At 58.8% G+C, this 24565-nt stretch carries 19 protein-coding genes and 1 pseudogene; 2 read left to right on the plus strand and 18 right to left on the minus strand.

The genetic code is table 11. The features are described from left to right. Positions 1-39 precede the first annotated feature (39 nt). The 11 genes and pseudogenes from ACIP1X_RS02190 to ACIP1X_RS02240 form a co-directional block, all read right to left on the minus strand. On the minus strand, positions 40-1227 hold the full coding sequence (locus ACIP1X_RS02190; RefSeq protein ID WP_256671825.1) for an EAL domain-containing protein: 1188 nt from the start codon (positions 1225-1227) through the stop codon (positions 40-42). After that, positions 1217-3988: a response regulator gene (locus ACIP1X_RS02195; RefSeq protein WP_400748879.1), complete on the minus strand. Its 2772-nt coding sequence runs from the start codon at positions 3986-3988 to the stop codon at positions 1217-1219. Before ACIP1X_RS02195 ends, ACIP1X_RS02190 begins: the two co-directional genes overlap by 11 nt. 83 nt (positions 3989-4071) lie before the next feature. Next, on the minus strand, positions 4072-4395 hold the full coding sequence (locus ACIP1X_RS02200) for a hypothetical protein (RefSeq protein WP_400748882.1): 324 nt from the start codon (positions 4393-4395) through the stop codon (positions 4072-4074). A 47-nt stretch (positions 4396-4442) separates the two neighbouring features. Further along, a complete protein-coding gene (locus tag ACIP1X_RS02205) occupies positions 4443-4826 on the minus strand; it encodes a hypothetical protein (RefSeq protein ID WP_400748884.1) in 384 nt (127 codons plus the stop codon). A 30-nt stretch (positions 4827-4856) separates the two neighbouring features. After that, positions 4857-5507 (minus strand): response regulator transcription factor, encoded by a 651-nt coding sequence (locus tag ACIP1X_RS02210; protein ID WP_159812124.1) that lies wholly within the window; start codon positions 5505-5507, stop codon positions 4857-4859. Positions 5508-5679: 172 nt separating this feature from the next. Continuing rightward, positions 5680-7539 (minus strand): ATP-binding protein, encoded by a 1860-nt coding sequence (locus ACIP1X_RS02215; protein ID WP_400748887.1) that lies wholly within the window; start codon positions 7537-7539, stop codon positions 5680-5682. An 87-nt stretch (positions 7540-7626) separates the two neighbouring features. Next, positions 7627-7860 (minus strand): hypothetical protein, encoded by a 234-nt coding sequence (locus tag ACIP1X_RS02220; protein WP_212544476.1) that lies wholly within the window; start codon positions 7858-7860, stop codon positions 7627-7629. Between the two features lie 153 nt (positions 7861-8013). Beyond that, positions 8014-9015 carry a cytochrome d ubiquinol oxidase subunit II gene (gene cydB, locus ACIP1X_RS02225; RefSeq protein ID WP_400748890.1) on the minus strand — a complete coding sequence of 334 codons (1002 nt, stop codon included), beginning with the start codon at positions 9013-9015 and terminating at the stop codon, positions 8014-8016. Further along, positions 9015-10390, minus strand: a pseudogene (locus ACIP1X_RS02230) (cytochrome ubiquinol oxidase subunit I). Before ACIP1X_RS02230 ends, cydB begins: the two are co-directional and overlap by 1 nt. 24 nt (positions 10391-10414) lie before the next feature. Continuing rightward, positions 10415-10627 carry a hypothetical protein gene (locus tag ACIP1X_RS02235; RefSeq protein ID WP_159812128.1) on the minus strand — a complete coding sequence of 71 codons (213 nt, stop codon included), beginning with the start codon at positions 10625-10627 and terminating at the stop codon, positions 10415-10417. An 81-nt stretch (positions 10628-10708) separates the two neighbouring features. Continuing rightward, a complete protein-coding gene (locus ACIP1X_RS02240) occupies positions 10709-11737 on the minus strand; it encodes an AbrB family transcriptional regulator (protein WP_400748892.1) in 1029 nt (342 codons plus the stop codon). A gap of 135 nt (positions 11738-11872) precedes the next feature. Here ACIP1X_RS02240 and ACIP1X_RS02245 point away from each other — a divergent pair, with 135 nt between their 5' ends. Continuing rightward, positions 11873-12778 (plus strand): LysR family transcriptional regulator, encoded by a 906-nt coding sequence (locus ACIP1X_RS02245; RefSeq protein ID WP_400748895.1) that lies wholly within the window; start codon positions 11873-11875, stop codon positions 12776-12778. Positions 12779-13498: 720 nt separating this feature from the next. Here ACIP1X_RS02245 and ppk2 read toward each other — a convergent pair. Beyond that, complete coding sequence (gene ppk2, locus ACIP1X_RS02250) at positions 13499-14314, minus strand: polyphosphate kinase 2 (protein WP_400748898.1); 816 nt, start codon at positions 14312-14314, stop codon at positions 13499-13501. Positions 14315-14504: 190 nt separating this feature from the next. Here ppk2 and ACIP1X_RS02255 point away from each other — a divergent pair, with 190 nt between their 5' ends. Then, positions 14505-16631 carry a TonB-dependent receptor family protein gene (locus ACIP1X_RS02255; RefSeq protein WP_400748900.1) on the plus strand — a complete coding sequence of 709 codons (2127 nt, stop codon included), beginning with the start codon at positions 14505-14507 and terminating at the stop codon, positions 16629-16631. Positions 16632-17282: 651 nt separating this feature from the next. Here ACIP1X_RS02255 and ACIP1X_RS02260 read toward each other — a convergent pair. The 6 genes from ACIP1X_RS02260 to ACIP1X_RS02285 all read right to left on the minus strand — a co-directional run bounded on the left by ACIP1X_RS02260 (position 17283) and on the right by ACIP1X_RS02285 (position 24537). Beyond that, positions 17283-18380, minus strand: coding sequence for a GlxA family transcriptional regulator (locus ACIP1X_RS02260; RefSeq protein ID WP_400748903.1), 1098 nt, complete (start codon positions 18378-18380; stop codon positions 17283-17285). 38 nt (positions 18381-18418) lie between these two features. Beyond that, positions 18419-19816 (minus strand): GABA permease, encoded by a 1398-nt coding sequence (gene gabP, locus ACIP1X_RS02265; RefSeq protein ID WP_400748906.1) that lies wholly within the window; start codon positions 19814-19816, stop codon positions 18419-18421. 856 nt (positions 19817-20672) lie between these two features. Next, complete coding sequence (locus tag ACIP1X_RS02270) at positions 20673-21269, minus strand: cytochrome c3 family protein (RefSeq protein ID WP_159814502.1); 597 nt, start codon at positions 21267-21269, stop codon at positions 20673-20675. Between the two features lie 9 nt (positions 21270-21278). Further along, a complete protein-coding gene (locus ACIP1X_RS02275) occupies positions 21279-21764 on the minus strand; it encodes a nitrate reductase cytochrome c-type subunit (RefSeq protein WP_159814501.1) in 486 nt (161 codons plus the stop codon). 11 nt (positions 21765-21775) lie between these two features. Then, positions 21776-24280: a nitrate reductase catalytic subunit NapA gene (gene napA / locus ACIP1X_RS02280; protein WP_400748909.1), complete on the minus strand. Its 2505-nt coding sequence runs from the start codon at positions 24278-24280 to the stop codon at positions 21776-21778. After that, positions 24277-24537, minus strand: a complete 261-nt coding sequence (locus tag ACIP1X_RS02285; protein ID WP_159814496.1) for a chaperone NapD — start codon at positions 24535-24537, stop codon at positions 24277-24279. Before ACIP1X_RS02285 ends, napA begins: the two co-directional genes overlap by 4 nt. Between the last annotated feature and the right edge of the window lie 28 nt (positions 24538-24565).

Raw genomic sequence — 24565 nt, forward strand, 5'->3', positions numbered from 1 at the left:
AGTCAACGTGGCTATTTTGAAAGGCGAGCCGTGCATGGTTCAGCAATGTGCACGGGTATTTTCGCCAAGCAGGCGTAAGAACAGATCGGACTCGATGGCTTTCGAAATAAGGAACCCCTGAATTTGATCGCAGTGCATTCTTTTCAGCAGTGCAAGCTCTTCGGCTGTTTCAACACCTTCAGCCACCACGTTCAAACCCAGTTGCCTGCCGAGCGCGACGATGCTGCTGAGTGCCGCGGCGAGGTGCTCGTTCTCGACACTACCGTGGACTAACGACCGGTCTATTTTGAGCTCGGTAAACGGTGTCGAGGCCAGATTGAAATAGGAACTGTAGCCCTTGCCAAAGTCATCCTGGGCCAGGCCGAAACCCTTGAAGCGCAGTCGGCACACACCGGCGAAATAGTGTCCCTGATTATCGGTGGTTGAGCTTTCCATCAACTCGAAACCGATTTTAGTGGGGAACCCGCCTTCGCTGAGTACGCGCTCATATAAACGATCGGGTAAGTCGTCATCATTGAGCAGATGGGTCGGCAAGTTGATCGTCACCGGCACGTCGTAACCTTGTTGCTGCCAGCAGGCCTGAGCGGCAATCGTGCGAGAGACGACGCTCATCAGTAACTCTTCCTCAAGGTTATGACGCACGAGTTCCGATAGAAAGTCGCCCGGCAATAACACTCCGAGCGTTGGATGAGCCCAGCGCACGAGTGCTTCCGCCGCAACAATGCGGTCACTGGCAATCGACTTTTTCGGCTGAAACCAGGGATGTATCTGCCCGTCGGCAATTGCATGGCGCAAACAGGCGATGCCGAACTCCTGCGGCATTTTTTTATGGGCATGCGCACTGGCGCCGAGCTTTAGCATCTTGTCGTGCAGAGTTCGCAGTGCAATCAGATCCACCGGTTTGGAGATCAGGCCCACCACCTCAAACCCCAGGCTTCTGGCCGCCAGACTGGCACTGATCATGATTCGCCGCGAGGCACTGCTCATGATCGCCAACGCAGGTTTGTACGGTAAATGCCCAAGCCGCTGAATAAACTGCAGACCGTCCATGCCGGGCATCATCAGATCACTCAAGACCATGTCGAAATGATGAGTTTTCATCAGCGTCAATGCTTCGTCACCGTTGCGCGCAGCCATGAGCGAGATGTCGTGCATTGAGCCGTACAAGTCCAGAAGATGCCTTTGCTGAAAGGGATGATCCTCGACCACTAAAACGCTATAGGCCACGTGTGCTAGTCCTTTTGTACTGTTGCAAACAGTTGGAAAGTGCCGCCAGACCGAACGGTTTAACCAGCAACTGTTGCATGCCTGCGCCAAAACAGCGTTCACCTTCATCGCGCATCGCATTGGCCGTCGCGCCGATAATCGGCCCGGTGCAACCGATGCTGCGCAGTTGTCTCGCCAGTTCGTATCCATTCATGTTCGGCATGTTGATATCGGTGAGAACGACATCGAAGTGTTCCCCCCGCCACAGCGTCAGCGCTTGCGTACCGTCGCTGGCCAACGCCACTTCACACCCCAGTGTTTGCAGTTGGTCTTTCAAAATGGACTGATTGACCTGATTGTCTTCAGCCACCAGTATCTTCAAGTTCAGTCGTTCGACTACGTCGCTGACGACCACCTCGTCGACAATGGCCTTGCGGCCTTGCGCTTTTCGAACGGCATCGCGGATGGCGTTCAAGTCATTCAACTGCACGGCACTGTCGTCTTCGCGCTCTTCCAGGCTGATCAACACACGCGGCCCAGTCCAGGCCGGGTAGATCGGCCGCCACTCAGCGGGATGCACTTCGACCAGGACGGCGTTTTCTGCGCCGCCCGTGTTGGCGGGCCAGCCGGTTTGCACGCGCGCGCCCCACTTGCGCAGCCAGTCGGCGATGTAATCCGCCATGGCCAGCGACGGCGAGCAGACATACACCAGACCTTGCAAAGGCACCGGTGCCAAAAGGATGTCATCCGCCGGCAGCAGGTTTTCCAGTGGCACGCTGAGGGTGAAGCTGCTGCCCAGCCCCAACGTGCTGACCACCCGCACGCGCCCCTCCATCAATGCCGCCAATCGCTGGCAGATCGACAGGCCCAATCCGGTGCCGGCGACAACGTTAGTGTTGCAACCGGCCTGGTAAAACGGCTCAAACAGAAACGCCTGATTTTCCTGGGAAATGCCGGGGCCGGTGTCTGACACCTGCCATTGCACTTCCAGCACATCACCCTCGGCGACGCACAACTTCGCACGCAACACGATCTGCCCACTCTCGGTGAACTTCACGGCGTTATTCAGCAAGTTATTCAGGATCTGGCGGATACGCGTTACATCACCGTGCAACACCGAAGGCATGTCAGGATCGATAAACGAATAAAGCAAAATGCCTTTGCCCCGCGCCGCGCCCGTGTAGTTTTGTACGACGTCGCGCACCAGTTCCAACGGTGAAAACTCACTGACTTCCAGCGCCAGCTGCCCGGCTTCGATCTTCGACACGTCCAGCACATCACACACCAGGTTCAGCAACGCCGCCGACGAGTTACCGATCGCGTGCATGTAGGCTTTCTGTTGCGGGCGCAGTTCGGTCTTTTCCATCAACTCAAGCGTGCCCAGCACACCGTATAAAGGCGTGCGTATCTCGTGGCTCATAGTGGCCAGAAACAAGGTTTTCGCTTCGTTCGCGGTGTCCGAGGTCTGCTTGGCCATTGCCAGCGCAGCTTCCACCTGTTTGTGCGAACTGATGTCGCTGAAGGCACAGAAAAGCACGTCTTCGCCGTTGTAGCGGGTCGGCGCGAAGCTGACATACAAGTGCCGACCGTTGCCCGCCTCAAACGCATCCGTCAGGTTCGATGCTTCTTCGTCAAAGGCTTGGTCAATCCAGTGATGACACAGGCGTTCGCGCCCGGAGCATTCGCCCAGCCATTGCTCGGACAAGCGGTTTTCCAGCACCACGGTGCCGTCGACACGGCGCAGTACGCAGAGCGCAACCGGCGCGGTCTGGATCACGGCACGGCAAAAAGCCTCGCTTTCGATCAATGCATCGATACGTTGTGTGGCAGGCGTAATGAGACGACGCTCGATGCGGTGCACCAGTTTATAAACCAGCAGCGCTGTGAGAAAAACCAGAACGAGAGAGATACAAAGAGGCCACCAGAGCACCTTCAACAACGAATACAGTTCGAGGGTGTAGGAAAGTTTCCAGTCCGAGTAACCGAGCTTTTTTTCCATCACCAACTGATCCGGCACAGCCCCGACACCGAATAAACCGAAGTCCTCGCCGATCTTCAACATCGGTGAACCGGGCGCGGATTGATCGCTGGGCGCACTGCTCATCATCACGTCGCCATGGGGGGTGAGCATCATGAATTGCCCGGCGCGGTCATCATGCAGGCTGCTGGAGACATCCGCAGCGTCCATTTCCAGACCGATCCAGCCTGATTCCGCCTGTGCCGAATCCACTCGGCCGAACAGGTACAAGCGCGGCGGAAATGCACTTTGATCACTGAGCCAGAGTTCGCGCGCAGCACCCGGCGCCTGATCATCGAGGGCGCGCAACTTCCTCAGCACATCCAGCGAAATCGGGGTAATAAACGGCAGGGCTTTACTCAGGTATTCACCGCCCTTGTCTTTCTCTTCAGGGACGTAAAGCAGGTTCAGGCGATTGTCTTTGAAATAGTCATTCATCGGCCCGGTCAGGCGCACGCCCCAACCGCTGGCGTGGTCAGCAGCTTCATGGCCTGCCGGGGCTTGCGGATCATTCACCGCAGACAGCACCAGCCATTTGAGCAGTGATTCACGCTGGGTAAAAAACACCCGTGCATTGGCAATAGCGTCGCTCATAAAACCCTGGCGACGGGAAATTTCGCTATTGAATATCGAGGTGATTGAAATGACCGCGCCGACGATTGTCCCCAGCACCAGCAGTTGCGCGAACAGTCGCAACAACCTTCTGGCGGCCTTGGGCGTCGAAAAGTAAGAGTCGGCGGGTTGCAGAAATTGCTTGAGTTTCATCGCGCCAGATTAGGCGCAGCAGGTGTTCGGCGAACATCAGCTAAACCTTAAAAATACCGGGACGATTCTCACTAAGCCTGCTGTTACTGGATCGAACCTTTATTAGCCCGCGCTTGCCGTAGTTTGCTCATGCCACCGTCGGGGCCGAGAAAGCGTTTCATCGAATGTTGATGCTCAACTTGCATGTAAGCGGTGAAATGCGCGATCAGATCCAGCACTTCCATGCCCACTTCGTCACCGCAATACAACATCGCGGCGAAACGCCCCATGATCTCCGCATTGACGTTTGCGCGCTCACGCATGACATAAGCGGGCGTGTCCTTATCGACGCCTTTGAAGATCACAGGAACAATCGCCAGGCCAATAGCGTCAATCAGCTCGACCATTTCCACTTCAGATATTTTCAAGGCTGCACCCACTGTCAAATCGATGCCGGTTTAAGTTGAAGAAAACGTTAATGCATCATCATCGTGGTGATACCGGCGCCGATCGCCGCGCCGGCAATGGCGGACAGACCGATGGCGATAGTGACTTTGACAATGACGCCGTGGAGCGCACTGCGCGTCTGTTTTTCAAGTTGCTGCATGGCTGAGCGCTGCTTGATTTCAGCCACACTCATGACACTGCAAAGCTGGCGGTACGCCTTGGAAAAGTCTTCATTGGCCGAGTAGACACTGACGCCAAAGTTGGCTGCCGCGTCGACAACCGATTCGCGAACGGCGGCAACCGAGGCGGTGGCCTGCCTGATTTCAGCGACGATGCTGTGCGCCCCCTCCACCAGCGCCGCGTCTACCGAGTTTTGTTTCAAGTGCACTTTTTCAGCAGCGGGAATGTCCATCGCTCTAACCCCAACAATACCGTCCGGTATTTAATTAAACATGCGACTGCGAATGCAGTAGCCAATCAATTCCTGATCACTGACGACACTCAGCTTTTTCATGGCTGACAACTTGTACGCACTGACCGTTTTAACGCTGAGTCGCTGATCCTTGCCAATGCTGCGAAAACTCAGGCCCGCCATATACAAACGCAGCACATCGAGTTCCCGCGCACTTAACCGTTGCTGTGCCACATCGGCAGCACTTGCAGCTGTCACCATCGACGGACAGTGATCCGCGCTTTGCTCACGAGATACAGGGCTCGCCAATCTGTCGAGTGTCGATTGCACGTTCATCAGCATGTGTTTCTTTTGTATAACGCTGGCACCCAGCTTGCGCAGTCGCGCGAACACTTCCAGGTTGGCAATCATGGTCATCACCACGATGTCGATGTGCGGAAAATGTCGGGCCAGATAACCGACAAGTTTCAGTCCATCGCCGTAAACCGAGGCTTCCGGCATGTGGTAATCAGTGATGACCACGTCCGGCGCGTGCTCGTTTATTGCCGCGACCAATTGCGTCGAGCTTGTGGCTTGTCCCACCACTGCAAATCGCGCATCTCGCGCAATCAGCTCGATGAGCCCCAACAGCACAACGGGATGGTCGTCGGCCAGAACGACTTTGATCTTTGTCTCAAGCATCTATTAACGACACTCCCGGCGTGATCATTTTTGAAATGGCCTCCGCGAGGAGGATCGTGCGGCTTCGGGGGGATTGTCTGGCAGAGGGGCGCGGCAAACCATCAGGAAAACCTGAAAAAACCGACTTTTAGTGGTGAAGGGATAGCGTTGTGAACAACGTGAGCGCGGCTGATTATTTCGCCAACAGCTCGCGTACCCGACCACCCAGCGCATCGACGGCAAACGGCTTGGTCAGCACGTGCATGCCGTCCTCAAGCTGACCGCCGCCAAACACTGCGCTCTCGGCATAACCGGTGATAAACAGGGTCTTCAGCTGCGGGCGCAATTGCAGCCCCGCTTCGGCCAGTTGCCGGCCGTTCATGCCGCCCGGCAGGCCGACGTCGGTGACCAGCAAATCGATGTGCACATCGGAGCGCAACAGCTTCAGCCCGGCGACGCTGTCGGCGGCTTCGATCACCGTGTAACCGAGTTCGCCCAGCACGTCCGCCAACAGCATGCGCACGGTCGGCTCGTCGTCGACCAGCAACACGGTCTCGCCCAGTTGCGAGGCCGCGACGGACTCATCGGTAGCGTCATGTTCGTCCTGGCTGGCCTCGACATGATGGCGCGGCAGGTAAATCGACACCTGCGTGCCCTCACCCACCGTCGATTGAATCTGCACCTGCCCGCCGGATTGCTGGGCAAACCCGTAGATCATCGACAGCCCGAGGCCTGTGCCCTGACCGATCGGTTTGGTGGTGAAAAACGGTTCGAACACATGCGCCATAACGTCCGGCGACATGCCGGTACCGGTGTCACGAACGCTGACACAGAGGTAATCGCCTTCGGGCAGATCGATGCCACGCGCGGCCTCGCGATTCATCCACTGATTGGTGGTTTCCAGGGTGATGCGACCACCATCGGGCATGGCATCGCGGGCGTTCAGGCAGAGGTTGAGCAGCGCGTTTTCCAGCTGACTCTTGTCGACAAACGCCGGCCACAGCTCCGAGCTGCCGAGCGTCTCGACGACAATGCCCGGCCCGGCGGTACGCTGGATCAGCTCGGCCATGCCGTACATCAGCGTGTTGACGTTGGTGGCGTGCGGTTCGAGGGTTTGCCGGCGCGAGAACGCCAGCAGGCGATGGGTCAGCGATGCCGCACGTTTCGCCGCGCTTTGGGCGGCGACCATGTACCTGTCGACTTCGCTCAGGCGCCCTTGGCCGATGCGCCGGCTCATCAGCTCAAGCGCACCGGAAATACTGGTCAGCAGGTTGTTGAAATCGTGGGCGAGGCCCCCGGTCAGTTGCCCCACCGCTTCCATTTTCTGCGACTGGCGCAGTTTCTCTTCGGCCTGCATCAATTCGGCGGTGCGCTCGGCGACACGCTGTTCGAGGGTCTCGTTGAGTTCGCGCAAACGCGCAGCGGTCTGCCGTTGCTGCTCTTCGACTTCGCGCAACGCCTCTTCGGCGATGGTGCGTTCGAGCAAATCAGCGGCCTGGCGCGCGAGAATGTCCAGCAGGCGCAAATCGCGCTCGGAGGGATGGTGCGGTTTGTTCCAGTGCGTCGAGATCATGCCGAGCAGATGGCCATCGCGCGACATCAACGGCGTGGTCTGCGCCGAGCGGATACCGGTGCGGCGGAACGCAAGCAGGTCTTCGGTGCCGGCAATGTCGGCCCATTGTTCGAAATCGGGAATGATCGCGCGCTGGCCGAGTTTCAGCGCCAAGGTGCAACTGCTATAGGCCGCCGGGCTGACGTAATGCCAAAAACCGACCGCCTCGGCCGGCAGGCCATGGGCGTACAACAATTGCAGCTCGCCACCATGGCCGGCGCCGTGTTCCGGCGTACAGAGCAATTGCATTGTGCCGAACTGTGAACCGGTGATGAACACCGCCGCATCGACGATTTTGCCGTAGAGCGCTTCGCGATCCTGCTCGCCGATCAGGCTGACGCTGATGCTGTGCAGCAGCTCGATGTCGGAGAGCGCGGTTTGCGCCGCCGAAACATTGCCAGGAGCCAGGTCTGGAGGAAAAGCGGCGTAAAGGCCAGTCATGAGAGGCTCCCGAGAGCTGCAGATAATCGGGCGGCAGGTTACCAGCTAACGTCGGATTAAGGGATGCGACGTGCTGGCGCGCCGCCATCATCCGACGAGCAGCGCTTCATGCACCTCAATCGACGGGATCGCCACCTCGGCGCGGCGACTGTCGAGCCAGCCTCGGGTTTTGCCGACATCGAAGATTTGCCCCTGCTCAATCAGGGTCAGCAAGAGTTCGTCGGCCACGCGATAGCGCCCGCAGTCCGGACAATCGCGTTCTTCCCATGGGCCTTGGCAATGAATGCGCTCAGCGCCCCCCGCACAAATCAGACAACTCATGACAGACACCTTTTTATAGTTTTCAACCGACCCGTCGTATGGCCGGTTTTGTGGTTGTCTGGTCGACTCGATGGAGGGGATGAAAGTTCTCGGGGCTGACGTTTTCAGAACAGACAGGTCGTATCTGCCAGTATCTGGCCAGCCAATACGCTCTCAAGAAGACTTGATCGGCCGGACTTTGCCGCTGAAGACTTTGAAGCCAAAGGTGTTGTAAACCAGGGTCACGGGGATCAGCACGGCGAAACCGATCAACATGAACAGTTGGCTTTTCGGGCTGGACGTGGCGGCTTTCAAGGTCAGATCCGGCGGTACAATCAGCGGAAACAACGCAACCAGCATCAGCGCGAATGCCAGCACAAACACGCCCAGCGCGGCGAACAGCGGAACGCCATCGAAGCGGCTGCGAAACCCCGACCAGAACACCGCTGAAAGAATGGCGAGCACCATCAGCGTCGGCGCCCAGACGCGAATATCGGTCAGACTTTGCATGTATTGGGGCTGCAACGTTGCCGTCCATATCACCAACACGATCAACAGCATCACAGTGATCAGCGCCAACACCCGCGCCTGGCGTGCGCAGCGCCGCTGCAAGTCGTCGACGGTTCGCCAATACAGCCAGCAAGCGCCGAGCCACGTGTAGCCGAGTACCAAGACCACGCCGCAGAACAGCGGAAACGCCCCCAGCCATTCCACACCGCTGCCGGTGTATTGGCTGCCCTGATGCGGCACGCCTTGCACCAGTGTTCCCAGCGCCACGCCCTGAATCGCGCCCGCCAGCAAAGAACCGCATAACAGCGCGCCATCGACCCAACGCTTGATCGCTTCGTTGGGCGAGTGGTCGCGAAATTCCAGCGCCACCGCGCGCAGAATCAGCGCGAGGAACATCAGGATAAAAGGCAGATAAAGCGCCGGCAGCAAAATCGCGTAGGCCAGCGGAAACAGCGCGAGCAGCCCGCCGCCGCCCAGCACCAGCCAGGTTTCATTGGCATCCCAGATCGGCAGAATGGTTACCGCCATGGCGCGGCGGTGCTGGCTGTTTTCGGTCAAGCCGAGCAGCACACCGACGCCCAGATCCGTGCCGTCGAGCAGCACGTAATTCATCACCGAGAAGGCCAGAGCGCCCGCGCACAGCAGCGTGATCCAGTCGGTGTCCATCAGGAATGCCCCGTTTCATCGGCCAGCGTCGGTTGCGGCCCGGACTCGTCCTGCTTTGGCGGCTCGCGCAATAAACGCAGCAACACCCACAGGCCGATGCCAAAAACCAGCAGATAAAACAGCAGAATCAGCCAGGTCGAAGCCAGCACTTGCGCGCGGGACACCGAGGACAGGCTGTCGGCCGTACGCATCAGGCCGTAGACGGTAAACGGCTGCCGGCCCACCTCGGTGACAACCCAGCCGCTGAGCATCGCGACAAAACCCGCCGGCGCCATGCACACGCTGGCCCATAACCAGCCGCGCGATGTGTACAGGCGCTGACGACGACGGAAAAACAGGCTGACCACGCCCTGCCCCAGCATCAAAACGCCCAGTCCGACCATCAGCCGAAATGCAAAGAACACCGGCGCCACGGGCGGAATGTCCTGCGCGGGAAATTCATCGAGGGCGGCGATGGTTCCGCTGAGATCATGGGTCAGGTACAACGAAGCCACTCGCGGAATCGCCACTTCCCAGTGATTGTGCCGTTGCGCCATGTCGGGCCACGCGAACAGCCGCAACGGTTCGCCCGCGCCCTCGGCTGGACGCGTCCACGAACCTTCAATGGCGGCGACTTTCTGCGGCTGCACTTTCAAGCTGTGCCGGCATGCAGATCGCCGACCACGGTCTGCACCGGCATCAGCACGACGAGCAGCCACAGCGCCATGGAAAACCCCAGCCGCGCCCGTGGATTGTCCGCGCGTTTGAGCAACTGCCAGGCACTGATGCCGGCCACCAGCGTCGCGGTGCCGAGCAACGCTGCCAGCGTCATATGCACCAGCCGATAGGGAAACGATGGATTGAAAATGATCGCCCACCAGTCTTCGGCGATAAAACGGCCGTCGGCGGCAATCGAATACCCCGCCGGCGTGTGCATCCAGGAATTCGCCGAGAGAATCCAGAACGCGCTGATCAGCGAGCCCACCGCCACCGCGCAGGTGGCGAAAAAATGCAGGCGCGGGCCGACCTTCTTCATGCCGAACAGCATGATGCCGAGGAAACCCGCTTCGAGAAAAAACGCCGCCAACACTTCGTAAAACATCAGCGGGCCGAGAATATCGCCCGCCTGAACCGCCAGTCGCGACCAATTGAGACCGAACTGATACTCCAGAATCAGCCCAGAAGCCGTGCCCACCGCGACATTCAGGGCAAATACTTTCAGCCAATAGCGGTAAACATCGAGATAAATCTGCCGTCCGCTCTTTAACCAAAGCGCCTCGAGCACCAGCAGAAAATTGGCCAGGCCGATGGTGAACGCGGCCAGCACGATGTGAAAACTGATAGTGATCGCAAACTGGCTGCGCGCCGCCATCAGCGCTGAGTCGAGCGAGTCCATGGCATCACTCAACCGTTGCCGGTTTTATCTGCGCGCTTGATCGGGATGCGTGAACACGCTGCCCGCATCGCGCACCAACTGACGCCATTCGGCGCTGGTTATCAGCCCTTGCTCCTCCATGTCATCGGCGGCTTTTAGTAGTTCGTCATATTGTTCTTCCGGATCCAGGCGCATTTGCGATTGCGTCGCCAGTTTGCGCCATGCCGCCAGTGATTCTTTCTTCCGCTGATCGAACATAGGGGACTTCTCATCGAGGGCTTGATCGATAGAGATAAGTCCTTCCTGCGTCGTTCAGCGCGGGCGACGGATGGAGAGTGTTTATGCCGGTTGCGGATTCTCCTGAAAGAATCGCTTGGGCAACACTGCCGGGCACAGATGGATGATCGACATGCGCACCACGTGATTGAGCATCACAAACGCCGGGTCGAGTTTGAGCAGCAACGCCGCTGCCGTCATCACCTCGACGCCGCCCGGTACCCACGACATGAACAATGCCAAAAACGGCTTGCCGGTGAACTGGCTGAACGGGAAGGCAATCGCCAGCGTCGAGCAGAACGTCAGCGCGGTGACCACCAGCCCGGCGCGAATGTAGCGGACGAAATCCTTGAGGGTGATGTCTTTGAGACGGATACCGATCAGGCCGCCGAGCAGGATCAGCGCGACAATCGCCAGTGGCTCGGGCACCTGCAAATCGGCGTGAAACCCGACGTTGGCCGCCGCTGTGCAGAGCAAACCGGTGAGCATGTAAGGCGCGGGGACGTCGAAGCGTTCCAGTAGATACCCGGCGATTACTGCCGCCAGCGCGGGCGGGATCACTCGCAGGTAATCGTCCAGCGCGCCCAGAGTCGGTGCCGTGTTGTCTGCATGACCGCCCGCGATGAGCGTCACCACCAGCAACAACGCGAGCAACCGCACGATGTGCACAAAGGCGATCCGCCCCGAGGCCGGGCCCTCCGCGCTGGTGACCGTCATCACCGCCGCCATCGCGCCTGGTATCGAACCGAGCAGACTTTCCACATGGCCCCAGCGTTCCATGCGCCGCAGCCAGTTGTAGCCGACGACGATTTGCGCGGTCATGCAGATCAGCAGGCCGAGCAGAATGCTGAAATCGCTCAGCTCGCCGAGCATTGAAGCGGTGACAATCGAGCCTACGCTGACGCCGAGCAATAACTGCACGGCGGCCACGAACGGGTAAGGCATACGCATGCGCACGCCGATTTTGCTTAACGCGGTGACCAGGCAGATCGCGCCGATCAGCTCTCCCAGCGGCAGGCCGGTGAGGTAACCAAGCCATGCGCCGAGCGCGGCTACGGGGATCGGGATGAGGCTTTCGAGCAGAGTCTTCATTGAATATCCATGTTGTTCTGAAGGCGATATTGAGAAGCCGCAGGAATTTTCGGAAATATTTTTAAACATTTTTATAAGATGAACGCTGCACGGATCCAATACCGATTTCCGACCGATTGATACCCAAGGATGAACATGCTCGATCTGCGCCGCCTGCGTTACTTCCTGATCGTCAGCGACGAATTGCACTTCGGCCGCGCCGCCGCACGTCTGCACATCGCCCAGCCACCGCTGACCCGGCAGATTTCGGCACTGGAAAAGGAACTGGGGTTTCAGCTGTTTGATCGCAGTAGCCGCAATGTCACGCTCACTGCAGAGGGGCGGCATTTTTTACCGCATGCGCGGGCGCTGCTGGAGCAGGTGGAAATGACGGAAGGCATTACGCGCAAGCTGGCGACGGGCTCTGCCGGGCATTTGGCGGTGGGGTATGCGAGCTCGATTGCGTTGTCGGATGTGTTTAGCGAGACGCTTAAGCGGTTTTGTTTGTTGTATCCGGATGTTCAGGTAACGGTGGATGAAGGGGCTTCGAATCATCAGTGTGCGCAGTTGATTGAGGGACGGCTGGATATTGGCTTGAGTCGTTTGTTGCCGGTTGGGGAGGATGCGCGGGTTCAGGCGATTTGTTTGGGCAATGAGCCGTTGGTGGCGGCGGTTGCCAGTGATAGCGCGCTGGCCTCGCGGGATCGGGTGACGTTGGCGGAGCTGAGCGCTTATCCGTTGATTGCGTTCCCGCAGGATTACGGTTCGGGGTTGAATGACATCGTTGAGGCGCTTTTTCGCCTGCATGGGCTGACGCCAATCGCTGGCCCGACGGGCAAACAGATCACCTCGATTATTGCGTTGGTCGCGGCTGGCCTAGGGGTTGCGGTGGTGCCTGAATGTGCGCGCGCACTGGTTAAGCGTGGCGTGGTTTATCGGCCGCTTGCCGAGCCAGGTGCCGTAGCGCCGCTGTTGCTGCTGACACGCAAGCACGAACGCAGTGCGCGGGTGCAGGCGTTTGTCGAAGTAATCAAACAGACAACACCAAATTGTAGGAGCTGAGCTTGCTCGCGAAGGCGGTGGATTTGTACCGGAGATGGTGACTGACCCACCGCCTTCGCGAGCAAGCTCAGCTCCTACAAAGATTTGTGGGGTGATCGGGGATCTGTGTACGGCCAAGAACCCTGTAGGAGTGAGCCTGCTCGCGAAAGCGGCGGATCTGTACCGGAGATGGTGACTGACCCACCGCTTTCGCGAGCAAGCTCAGCTCCTACAAAGATTTGTGGGGTGTTCGGGGATTTGTGTACGGCCAAGAACCCTGTAGGAGTGAGCCTGCTCGCGAAAGCGGAGTGTCTGTACCGAAGATGTTGCCTGACCCAAAGCAATCGCCAGCAGGCTAGCTCCCACAGGGATTTGTGGGGTGTTCGGGATCTTCGGTACGACCGAGCCCCCTGTAGGAACTGAGCTTGCTCGCGATGGCGGTGGATCTGTACCGGAGATGGTGACTGACCCAAAGCAATCGCCAGCAGGCTAGCTCCCACAGGGTTTTGTGGGGTGTTCGGGATCTTCGGTACGACCGAGAACCCTGTAGGAGCTGAGCTTGCTCGCGATGGCGGTGGGTCTGTGCCGACGATGTTGGCTGACCCAATGCCTTCGCGAGCAAGCTCAGCTCCTACAAAGATTTGTGGGGTGTTCGGGGATTTGTGTACGACCGAGACCCCTGTGGGAGCCGGGCTTGCCCGCGAAGGCGGCGGTGGGTTCAACATCGCACCCGGCTGCGTATCAGAATTTTTCGGCCACACGCCGATACGGATAATTCGGATCCTTGTACTTGCCCGCCTTCTGCCGCTTCGGCAGTTCGACCTTCTCGCGCTTCACATCCTCATAAGGAATGCGACTCAGCACATCAGTGATGATGTTCAGCCGAGCCCGACGCTTGTCATTCGAATCTGCCACCAGCCACGGCGCATGCTCGGTATCGGAATGTTTGAACATCTCATCCCGCGCCCGCGAGTAGTCGTACCAGCGGCTGTAGGATTTCAGATCCATCGGCGTCAGTTTCCAGATCTTGCGACCGTCATTGATCCGCGCTTCCAGCCGCCGCGTCTGCTCTTCCGGGCTCACTTCCAGCCAATACTTCAGCAAAATCACCCCGGACTGCACGATCGCATGCTCAACCCACGGGATCGACTTGAGAAACTTGTCCGCCTGCTCATCCGTGCAAAAACCCATCACCCGCTCGACACCGGCGCGGTTGTACCAACTGCGGTCGAAGATCACCACTTCCCCCGCCGCCGGCAGATAAGGCAAATAACGCTGCACATGCATCTGGCTCTTCTCGCGATCGGTCGGCGCCGGCAGCGCCACCACGCGGAAAACCCGCGGGCTCACACGCTCAGTCAGCGCCTTGATCGTACCGCCCTTCCCCGCGCCATCACGCCCTTCAAAAACAATACAAACCTTGACGCCCTCGGCGATCACCCATTCCTGCAACTTGACCAGCTCAACGTGCAGTTTGCGCAGTTGCTCCAGGTAATCCTTGTTTTTCAGCTTCGGACTATCAGGCGCCTTGGCGTCCTTCTTTTTGTCTTTTGCCATGACCCGGCCCTCTCGAATGAATGCAGAAACAGAATGTTTATTGACGACACACACCAGACACGTGAGGTTAGTTCATGACCTGCTGTTTGCCATCGCCGGGTAAAAAGCAAAATTGCCATGTGTTTCCTTCGTTCTTTCCTGCGTCGCACTGTTCATTCATTGCCCGCCCTTGCCTGTCTGGAGTTTTTCGATGCCGTCGCCAAAATCCCTGCCCACTGCCCTGCTGGGCCTGGCCCTTGCCTGCCCGGCGATGGCCGAGACTCAAGGTCTGGAACTGGGGCAAGTGCTGATTTCGGCCGATGAGCAGCGCGGTTCGGATGCGTCGGTTGAAGAAGCCAAAGAGCGCCTCGAGCAAGTGCCCGGCGGCACCAACGTGGTCGATATGCGCCAACCGTTGCAGGGCCGCGTCTCGAGTAATCAGGATGTGCTGGCCTATCAACCGGGCGTTTACGCGCAGTCGGCGGGCAACGAAGGCGTGAAGATTTCCGTGCGTGGTTCGGGCATCAATCGCGCGCCGGGCGCCCACGCCTCGGGCCTTTACACCATGCTCGACGGCCTGCCGCTGACCGGCCCCGGCGGTACGCCTTACGAATTGCTCGAACCGCTGTGGGTCGACCACGTTGAAGTGCTGCGCGGCGCCAACGGTTTCGACCGTGGCTCACTGGCCCTCGGCGGCGCCATCGATTACGTCAGCCACACCGGCTACAACGCGCCGAAACTGCAAGTGCGCTACGCCACCGGCAGCCACGGCTATCAGCAGCGTCAGGTCAGTTCCGGGCAAGTGCTCGGCGACTTCGACTACTACGTGTCGCTGACCGATTCCAACGCCGACGGCTATCAGGATCACACCGCCAGCGAAAGCAAAGGCGTGATCGCCAACTTCGGTTATCGCTTCAACCCGAACCTGGAAACGCGCTTCTACATCCGCTACCGCGAAACCGACAACGACCTCGCCGGCCGCGTGACCAAGCACTCCATCGAACACGATCCACGCGCGGCCAACCCGTCTTACGTGGCGCGCGATGACAGCCGCAAGCAACCGGGCAGCACCTTCATCGGCAACAAAACCACCTTCTACATCGACGACGATTCGAGCATCCAGACCGGCCTCGTCTACCACGATTACCCGATGGATCTGCGCGAAGGCCCGAACCGTCTGAAAGTCGCCTACACCGACGTCAGCGGCACCTTCGACTACAAACGTCGCGACACGATCTTCGGCATGGAAAGCCGCAGCAACGTCGGCCTGCGCGTGACCAAACACCTGCCCAATGATGGCGCCAGCGAATTCGTGCGCATCCCCACCGGCAACACCGCCGGTTATGCGCCGGGCACAAAAATGCGCGATTTCACCTATCAGGGTTCGGACACCGTACTGCACTTCGGCAACGACCTGGAAATCGCCAACGATCTTTGGCTGACCACCGGCCTCGCCGCCATCTACACCCGCCGCGAAAGCGACGTGACCTATCCGCAAAGCGGTGGCAAAACCAGCATGAACGACTGGGACTACGCGCCGCGCCTCGGTCTGCGCTACCAGATCAACCCGGATCTGCAAGTGTTCGGCAACCTCAGCCGCTCCGTCGAAGCGCCGCACCCGTGGTCGCTGATCTACAGCTCCAACGTGCGCTTCCCTGCCGGTAACGGCGCCGCGACGGGTACGCAAAAAGACCCGATCAAGCTGCAAAACCAGACCGCGACCACGCTGGAGCTCGGCGGGCGTGGCAACAGCGCCATCGGCGATTGGAGCCTGGCGTGGTACTACGCGCAGGTGCGGCATGAACTGCTTTCAGTGCTGCCGGATGCCAATGCCGTCACGCCGTATGAGTTGAACGCCAGCCCGACCGTGCATCAAGGCGTCGAAGCGAGCCTCAACAGCAAACTCTGGTCGGCTGCCGATGGCCGCCAGTTGAGCCTGCGTCAGGCATACACCTTCAGCGATTTCCACTATCGCGACGACGACCGCTTCGGCGACAACCGCTTGCCGGGCCTGCCGATGCATTACTACCAAGGCGAACTGCGCTACGACTGGCCGCAGGGGTTCTTCGCAGCGGTGAACACGCAACTGGTGTCGAAAGTTGCCGTGGATTACGCGGACAGTTACTACGCCGATCCGTACGCACTGTTCGGCGCAACGCTCGGCTACAACGCGCCGAAGGGTGACTGGCAGGGTTGGGTCGACATGCACAATCTGACCAACAAACACTACGCCGCGACGGTCACGCCGGGGTATGACGACAAAGGTCAGGATGCCGCGCGGTCGACGCCGGGGGAAGGTATGGGGGTTTACGTCGGGGTTTCGTGGAGTTTGCTCTAACCCCACACCTTTGTAGAAGCAGAGCTTGCTCGCGAAGACGGCGGCACATCCCACACCTTCTTGGCTGACCCACCGCTTTCGCGAGCAAGCCCGCTCCCACAGGGGATTTTCGTTCTGACTCAGATATTGCGTACGACAGAAAATCTGTAGGAGCTGAGCTTGCTCGCGAAAGCGGCGGCACATCCAACATCTTCTTGGCTGACACACCGCTTTCGCGAGCAAGCCCACTCCCACAGGGGATTTGCGTTCTGACTCAGATTTTGTGTACGACAGAAAATCTGTAGGAGCTGAGCCTGCTCGCGAAAGCGGCGGCACATCCAACATTTTCTTGGCTGACACACCGCTTTCGCGAGCAAGCCCGCTCCCACAGGGGATTTGTGTTCTGACTCAGATTTTGCGTACGACAGAAAATCTGTAGGAGCTGAGCTTGCTCGCGAAAGCGGCGGCACATCCAACATTTTCTTGGCTGACACACCGCTTTCGCGAGCAGGCTCACTCCTACAGGGGATTTGTGGTGTGTGGCGGATTTTGTGTATGGCCGAGAAACCTGTGGGAGCGGGCTTGCTCGCGAAGGCGGCGGCACATTCAGCATTTCTTTGACTGACCCACCGCTTTCGCGAGCAACCCCGCTCCCACACTGACTGGTGTCGATCAGCCTATCTGCGCCAAATCGGCGTGGTCAACCATCCGAATACTGGCAAACGTCGACTCATTCCGTGCCTGCTCCAGCACCGTCAGCGGTTGCGTCGACACCGCCTTCAGCGCCGGTTTTCGGCTCATCTCCGACCCACCGCGCTCGTCGCTCGGCGGTACGCCAAAGTGTTCGCGATAGCATTTGGAAAAATGCGGCGTCGAAACAAAGCCGCAAACATGCGTCAACTCAACGATCGACAACGACGTTTGCTTGAGCAGTTGCCGCGCGCGAATCAGGCGCAGTTTCAAGTAATAACGCGACGGCGAACAGTTGAGGTATTTCTGGAACAACCGCTCCAGCTGTCGACGCGACAAATCAACGTACGCCGCCAGGTGATCGAGCTCAATCGGTTCCTCAAGATTGGCCTCCATCAGCGCCACAATTTCTTGCAGCTTCGGCTGATGCGTGCCGAGCACGTGCTTGAGCGGTACGCGCTGATGATCCTGCTGGTTGCGGACGCGCTCGTAGACAAACATCTCAGAGATGGCAGCGGACAAATCGCGGCCATGATCGCGACTGATCAGGTGCAGCATCATGTCCAGCGGCGCGGTACCGCCGGAGCTGGTGACGCGATTGCGATCGAGGGAAAACAGACTGGTGCTGACGCTGACACGCGGAAACGCTTCCTGCATCGCCGCGAGAAATTCCCAATGCACGCTGCATTCATAACCGTCGAGCAGCCCGGCTTTCGCCAGCGCCCAACTGCCGGTGCACACGCCGCCCAAACGCTTCGATTGACGCGCCAAGGCCTGCAGCCAAGTGATGTGCTCCCGCGAAATCACGCTCTGAATGCCGACGCCGCCGCAGACAATCACCGTGTCCACGCAGGGATTGCTCCACGATCCATCCGGTGTAATCGGCACGCCGTCGCTGGCCCAGACCGGCGCGCCGCCAACGCTGAACGTCTGCCAGCGATACAGCTCACGCCCGGACAATTGATTGGCCATGCGCAACGGTTCGACGGCGGACGCCAGCGACATCAGGGTGAATTTGTCCAACAGCAGAAAGCCAACGGATTGAGTCGCACCGTCGGGTGCGGCAGCGTTCGATGACATCGGATTCGTGTCCTTACAAAAGCGTTTGTGGTTCGGCGTTAACCCGCTGACGTCACCCGGGCCGCCTGCGCAGGATCACGCGAGGTCACCAGGCCGAGGAAGGAAATCAGCAACGCGAGGCCAATGGTCGTGCTCACTTCGGTGCGGTGTTGCGGGGTGATCATCATCACCGTCAACGCCGCGCAAATGAACACGATCACCAGCCAGGTCAGCCACGGGAACAGCCACATGCGAAAGGTCAGCTCGACGTTGCGCTGGCGCAAGATCCGCCGCATGCGCAACTGCGACACAGCGATGGTCAGGTACACCAACAAGGCAATCGCACCAGAACTGGCGAGCAGGAATTCAAACAACCCGGCAGGCATGAAATAGCTCCACACGGTGATCGCCGCGCCCAACACGGTGCTGGCGAAAACAGCCGCCCGTGGCACGCCGGCGGCCGATGTCACCTTCAACGCCTTCGGCGCATCGCCACGGCGTCCCAGCGAAAACAACATGCGCGAGGCAATGTAGATCGACGAGTTCATGCAACTGGCGACGGCGATCAACACGACGACGTCGACCATGAACTTGGCGTGAGGAATATTCATGATTTCCAGCGCCCGCTGATACGAGCCGACCGAGGCCAACAGCGGATCATTCCAGGGCACCACGGAAATCACCACGAAGATCGACAGCAGGTAAAACACGCCGATGCGCCAGATCACTGAGCGCGTGGCTTTGGCGATGTTCTGCGCCGGGTTGTTGGATTCGGCGGCGGCGATGGTCACCGCTTCGGTGCCGATAAAACTGAACATGATAGTGATGAAGGCGCCAACCACTGCGGACATGCCGTTGGGCGCAAAACCGCCGTGCGTGGCCATCAAACCGCTCAGGCCACTGACTTCGCGATCCGGCACCCAGCCCATCAACACGGCAAAACCGACGCCGATAAACCCGATGATCGCCACGACCTTGGCCATGGCGAACCAGAACTCGAATTCACCGTATTTGGACACGCTGAACAGGTTGGTCACGGCCAGCGCAATGATCGACACCAACGCGAACAGCCAGGCATCGATCTGCGGAAACCATTGATGGAGCACATGGCCGGCCGCCAATGCCTCAATGGGAATCACCAGCACCCAGAACCACCAATAAAGCCAACCGATGGTAAACCCCGCCCAGCGCCCGATGGCCTGATCGGCGTAGGTGGAAAACGAGCCGGTGTCCGGATTGGCCACCGCCATTTCACCGAGCATGCGCATGACCAGCACAACGAGCAAACCCGAGAACAAATACGCCAACAACACCGCCGGCCCCGCCGCCGCAATGGCATGCCCCGAGCCCACGAACAAACCGGCGCCGATGATCCCGGCGATAGACAGCATTGTTACGTGACGAGGCTTGAAGCCCTGCACCAATTGGCCATTCGAATCCTTGGACGGGCTAATCATTGGTTTTTTTATTCTCTGCTGATCGACATTCAAGCGACTGGACAGGGGCAACGGATCACCGTTGTTGCCGTACAAGAAACCCCATCCAACCGCCGCAGTTCTTATCAAACCGATGTGGTTTTTTAATGAAAAGACACTTCACCTTATCTGGCTTGGTGGAGGGCTCAGTAGCCTGATGGCGTCATGGTTTGGTCTGAAATCGACACGGGGGAACCTTACAGTCTCGATCAAAACCCACCAGTCGAAAACCCAAAGCAAAACCCGTGGGAGCGAGCCTGCTCGCGAAGGCGGCGGCACATTCAACACCAATGTGCCTGACACACCGCTTTCGCGAGCAGGCTCGCTCCTACAGGGGATTTGTGGTGTGTACCGGATTTTGTGTACACCAATGAAACCTGTGGGAGCGAGCCTGCTCGCGAAGACGTCGGCACGTTCAACACCAATGTGCCTGACCCACCGCTTTCGCGAGCAGGCTCGCTCCCACAGGGGATTGGTGTTCGAACTCAAATTTTGTGTACGGCAGGGAAACCTGTAGGAGCGAGCCTGCTCGCGATGGCGGCGGCACATTCAACACCAATGTGGCTGACCCACCGCTTTCGCGAGCAAGCCCGCTCCCACAGGGGATTTGTGTTCTGACTCAGATTTTGTGTACGACAGAAAATCTGTAGGAGCTGAGCTTGCTCGCGAAGACGGCGGCAGATCCGGCATCACTGTGGCTGACAAACCGCTTTCGCGAGCAAGCTCGGCTCCTACAGGGGATTTGTGGTGTGTACCGGGTTTTGTGTACGACAGGGAAACCTGTAGGAGTGAGCCTGCTCGCGAAGACGGCAGCCCGATCAACACTAACCCCCCTAAATCACCACCCCTTCACCCCACTCATATCCGGCAACTTATGCGCGATGCCCTTGTGGCAATCAATGCATGTCGCCTCGCCATTCGCCAGTGCTGTCGAATGCATCGCCGCCGCGCGTTTGCCCTGGCGGGTAAAGTCCATGAACTCGAAGTTATGGCAGTTCCGGCACTCCCGTGAATCATTGGCCTTAAGCCTCGCCCACTCATGCTCCGCCAGTTCACGACGCAGTGTGAGGAACTTGTCGCGGGTATCAATGGTGCCAAACAACTTGCCCCACACTTCTTTCGACGCCTGCATCTTGCGCGCGATTTTGTGTGTCCACTCATGCGGCACGTGGCAATCCGGGCAACTGGCGCGCACGCCGGAACGGTTGGTGTAGTGGATGGTGTCCTGCAACTCGACGTACACGTTGTCGCGCATCTCGTGGCACGAAATGCAGAACTTCTCGGTGTTGGTCATCTCCAGCGCCGTATTGAAACCGCCCCAGAAAATGATCCCGGCAACAAATCCGCCCAACGTCAAAAAACCCAGGCTGTAATAAACGCTCGGCCGACAGAGGATGCCCCAGTAATCCTTAAGCAGGGCGAACAGTGCTTTCATGGCGCCTCCTCAAGGTTTCTGCGCAGCATTGGCGTCGTCTTGCAGGATCTTGTCGATGGTTTCAAAGCTGTTGCCCACCAACGGCTGCACCTCTTTTTGCGGCACGTGGCACTGGTTGCAGAAGTAGCGACGCGGTGACACCGCCGCCAATGCCTGGCCATCGCGATCCATGTAATGCGTGATGCTGATCGCGGTCGCCTGACTGCGCGCACTGTTTGCACGGCTGTGACACGACAGGCATTTGTTGCCGTTCTTGTCGATCTGATAACCGCGAATGCTGTGCGGAATCGTCGGTGGTTGATCCGGGTAATTGCGCTCGCGCTTGAGATCCTTGTTCTCGTCGTTGGCAATCGGCGGCGCGGGCGAGTTCTGGGTGATGGTGCCGCCCAGACGTCGGCCGTCGGGGGCCGGCGCATCCAGCGGGTAATCGACTTCAGCGGCAATCGTCACGCCGATCACGGCGAGCAATACCCACGGCAGGATTCGAAAAGGCATCACGGTTCTCCTCAAGCCGCGCTGATCAACTCGATGCGGATGGCGCATTTCTTGTAGTCGGTCTGCTTGGAGATCGGGTCGGTGGCGTCGAGCGTGACTTTGTTGATCAACTTGTTGGCGTCGAAAAACGGCACGAAGACCAATCCGCGCGGCGGTTTATTGCGTCCGCGCGTTTCAATGCGCGCACGTATTTCCCCGCGTCGGCTGATCAGCTTCACCTCGCTGCCACGCCGTGCCTTCAAGGCTTTCGCGTCCTCGGGGTGCATGTAAACCAGCGCATCCGGCACCGCTTTATAGAGCTCCTCGACCCGTTGCGTCATGGTGCCCGTGTGCCAATGTTCAAGCACCCGACCGGTGCTCAACCAGAACGGGAAATCTGCGTCCGGGGCTTCCGCCGGCGGCTCGTAAGGCAAGGCGAAGATGATCGCCTTCTTGTCCGGATACCCGTAAAACTGCACCTCGCTGCCGGCCTCGACATACGGATCAAGTCCCTCGCGATAGCGCCAACGGGTTTCCTTGCCATCGACCACCGGCCAGCGCAGCCCACGTTCGTCGTGATAACGATCGAAGGCCGCGAGGTCATGACCGTGGCCGCGACCGAATTGCGCGTACTCCTCGAACAGACCTTTCTGCACGTAAAAACCGAAGGCCTTGGCCTCGTCATTTTTGAAGCCGGCCACAATCTGCTCGACCGGGAACTGATCGACCTGACCGTTCTTGAACAGCACCTCGAACAGGCTTTTGCCCTTGTACTCCGGTGCACTCGCCAGCAACTCGGCAGGCCAGACTTCATCGGTGGTGAAGCGCTTGGAAAACTCCATCAACTGCCACAGATCCGACTTCGCATCACCCGGCGCGCTGACCAACTGATGCCAGAATTGCGTACGCCGCTCCGCGTTGCCAAACGCGCCCTCCTTCTCCACCCACATTGCGCTGGGCAGAATCAGATCAGCAGCCTGGGCCGACACCGTCGGGTAAACATCCGACACGATCACGAAGTTGTCGGGCTTGCGCCAACCGGGCAACACCTCCTGCATGATGTTCGGCCCGGCGTGCATGTTATTGCTGGCCTGCGTCCAGTAAACATTGAGCACGCCGTCCTTGAGCATGCGGCTCTGCTGCACCGCGTGGAAGCCGACTTTCTCCTGAATCGTGCCGGCCGGCAGCTTCCAGATCTTCTCCGCCGTGGCCCGATGTTTGGGATTGGTCACCACCAGATCAGCCGGCAAACGATGGGTAAACGTACCCACTTCACGCGCAGTGCCGCACGCCGAAGGCTGGCCCGTCAGCGAGAATGGACTGTTGCCCGGCTCGCTGATCTTGCCGGTGAGCAAATGAATGTTGTAGATCAGGTTGTTCGCCCAAACCCCGCGCGTGTGCTGGTTGAACCCCATCGTCCAGAACGACACGACCTTGCGTTTAGGGTCGGCATACAACTCGGCAAGGCTCTTGAGCCGCTCAGCGGAAACACCGGTTTCTTTCGCCGTGCGCTCCAGCGTGTAGGGTTTGACGAACGCGGCGTATTGCTCGAACGACATGTCCGTCCACGTGTTGGCCTTGTCGGCATTTTTCGCCTGTTTCTCCCGTGGATCGTCCGGGCGCAAGCCGTAACCGATGTCATCGGCACCTTTAGCGAAGCGCGTGTGTTTGCTGATGAAATCCTGATTCACCGCGCCGGTTTCGATGATGTGATTGGCGATGTAATTGAGGATCAGCAGATCGGTTTGCGGCTTGAACACCATCGGGATATCGGCCAGTTCGAAACTGCGATGCTCGAAGGTCGACAGCACCGCGACCTTCACATTCGGCTGGCTCAAGCGCCGATCGGTCACGCGACTCCAGAGAATCGGGTGCATCTCGGCCATGTTCGAACCCCAGAGCACAAAGGCGTCCGTGACTTCGATGTCGTCGTAACAGCCCATCGGTTCATCCGCGCCAAACGTGCGCATAAAACCCATCACCGCCGAGGCCATGCAGTGGCGCGCATTGGGGTCGATGTTGTTGCTGCGAAAACCGGCCTTCATCAATTTGTTGGCGGCGTAACCCTCCCAGACCGTCCACTGTCCGGAACCGAACATGCCCACGGACTCGGGGCCTTTGGCTTTCAGGGCCTGCTTGAATTTCTCCTCCATGATGTCGAAAGCCTTGTCCCAACTGATCGCCTGAAACTCGCCCTGCTTGTCGAACTTGCCGTCCTTCATGCGCAACATCGGCTGGGTCAGACGGTCGACGCCGTACATGATTTTCGACAGAAAATAGCCTTTCACGCAGTTCAAGCCACGGTTGACCTCAGCCTTGACGTCGCCATGGGTGGCCACGACTTTGTTGTCGCGCGTCGCCACCATCACGCTGCAGCCCGTGCCGCAGAACCGGCACGGCGCCTTGTTCCAGTCCAGCGTGACCATGTCGGCTTCGGTGATCAGATTGCTCGCCGACGTGACAATCGGCAGCCCGGCGGCCGCTGCCGCAATCGCAGCGGCCTGGGCTTTGACGAATTCGCGGCGCGACATGCTCATTGGGAGTCTCCTGCGGGTTCGAGGAGTTCGTGATAGATCAACGCGGCGTTGAGCACACCGGGCAAGTTATTGATCTGTTCAATACGTTGCAGGATCTGGTTTTCGTGCGTGGCCTCAAGTACCACCACGAGTTTTCCGGCAGCACTTTCATGATGCAACTCCAGACCGTCCAACAAACGCAAGTTGGCTTTAACCGCATCAAACAGTTCTGGCCGGGCAAGTACCACAAGGCTGGCGATATGCAGCGCTTCTTCCATGTGCTGACTCCAACAGAGTGCTGAGGAC

This window comes from Pseudomonas sp. NPDC088885 (genome assembly GCF_044750025.1).
Taxonomy (GTDB): Bacteria; Pseudomonadota; Gammaproteobacteria; order Pseudomonadales; family Pseudomonadaceae; genus Aquipseudomonas; species Aquipseudomonas rustica.